We start from the raw sequence: 1,718 nt of genomic DNA, 5'->3' as shown, positions 1-1,718 counted from the left end.
GGCGCGGCCGAGCGGCTGTGGGGGGTGCGCGAGGGCGGCCTCGGCGCGACCGCCTTCGGCCCGGACGGCACGGACCACTGGCCCGGCTGGGAGGACTCCGCCGTGCCGCCGCACCGGATCGGCGACTACATACGGGACCTGCGCGGGCTGCTGGACCGGCACGGTCTGCACGGCGCCCTGTACGGCCACTTCGGGCAGGGCTGCGTCCACAGCCGGATCGACTTCGACCTGCGGAGCCCCGAGGGCCTGGCCGCCTACCGGGCCTTCCTGGAGGACGCCGCCGGGCTCGTCGTCTCGTACGGCGGTTCCCTGTCCGGCGAGCACGGCGACGGGCAGCAGCGCGCGGAGCTGCTGGAACGGCAGTACGGCCCGGAACTCCTCGACGCGATGCGGGCCTTCAAGGCGATCTGGGACCCCGAGCACGGCATGAACCCGGGCAAGGTCGTCGACGCCTACCGCCTCGACGAGCACCTGAAGCTCGGCGACGGCTACCCCAGGGCCCGCCCGGAGGTGAGGTTCGCGTACGCGGAGGACGGCGGCGACTTCGCGCACGCCGCGGTCCGCTGCGTCGGTATCGGCAAGTGCCGCGAGTCGGAGGCCTCGGCGACGATGTGCCCCAGCTACCAGGTCACGCGCGAGGAGCAGCACACCACGCGGGGCCGGGCGCGGATGCTGTACGAGATGCTGCGCGGCGAGGTCGTGACGGACGGCTGGCAGTCGCGTGAGGTCTTCGACGCGCTCGACCTGTGCCTGGCGTGCAAGGGGTGCACCAACGACTGTCCTGTCGGTGTCGACATGCCGACGTACAAGGCGGAGTTCCTGTACCACCACTACCGGTCGCCGCGCCGCCCGCGACCGCGGCACGCGTACGCCTTCGGGTTCATCGACCGGTGGGCGCGGCTCGCCTCCGTGGTTCCGGAGCTGGCGAACCTGGCGACGCACACGCCGGGCGCCGCCCGGCTGGCGCGGCTCGTGGCGGGCGTCGACCGGCGGCGGCCGCTGCCGCGGTTCGCGCCGATGACGCTGCGCCGGTGGTTCGCCAGGCGGGGCGGCACCGTCAACCCGTACGGGCCGCCCGTCGTCCTGTTCCCCGACACATTCACCGACCATTTCCGCACCGAGGTCGGTGTGGCCTGTGTGGAGGCGCTGGAGGCCGCGGGGCGGCAGGTCGTCATGCCGGAGGTCCGGCTGTGCTGCGGCCGCCCGCTGTACGACTACGGGTTCCTGGACGCGGCCGAGCACTATCTGCGGCGGGTCCTCGACGTGCTGCGGCCGTACGTCCGGGCGGGGATCCCGGTGGTGGGCATGGAGCCGAGCTGTGTGGCGGTGTTCAAGGACGAGCTGGTGAAGCTGTTGCCGCAGGACGAGGACGCGGCGCGGCTGGCCCGTAACGTCCACCATTTCGCGGAGTTCTTCCGGTCCTTCGGGGTGGCGCCGCCGCGGTTCGAGGCGGGCGGCAGGGCGCTGCTGTGGACGCACTGCCATCAGCGCGCCACGGGTGGTTCGGACCCGGAGCGGCTGCTGCTCCGGGACATGGGCCTGGAGGTCGAGGACCTGGTGGGCGGCTGCTGCGGTCTGGCCGGGTCGTGGGGCTTCGAACCGGGCAAGTACGGCATCTCGATGGACTGCGGGGAGCAGGCGCTGCTGCCCGCGGTGCGGGACGCGGGTCCTGACACGTTCGTCGTGGCGGGCGGGTTCTCCTGTACGACGCAGATCGG

1 protein-coding gene is annotated in these 1,718 nt (G+C 73.0%); it reads left to right on the top strand.

Annotation, left to right across the window (positions count from 1 at the left end; translation table 11 throughout):
* Window positions 1–1,718 (top strand): FAD-linked oxidase C-terminal domain-containing protein (locus HTZ82_RS03325; RefSeq protein WP_175407737.1); only part of this gene is annotated, 1,718 nt, incomplete at both ends.

This window comes from Streptomyces sp. TRM64462, assembly GCF_013362995.1.
Classification (GTDB): Bacteria; Actinomycetota; Actinomycetes; order Streptomycetales; family Streptomycetaceae; genus Streptomyces.
Note: the sequence above shows the minus strand (reverse complement) of the source record. Positions and strands in the feature narration are given on the sequence as shown.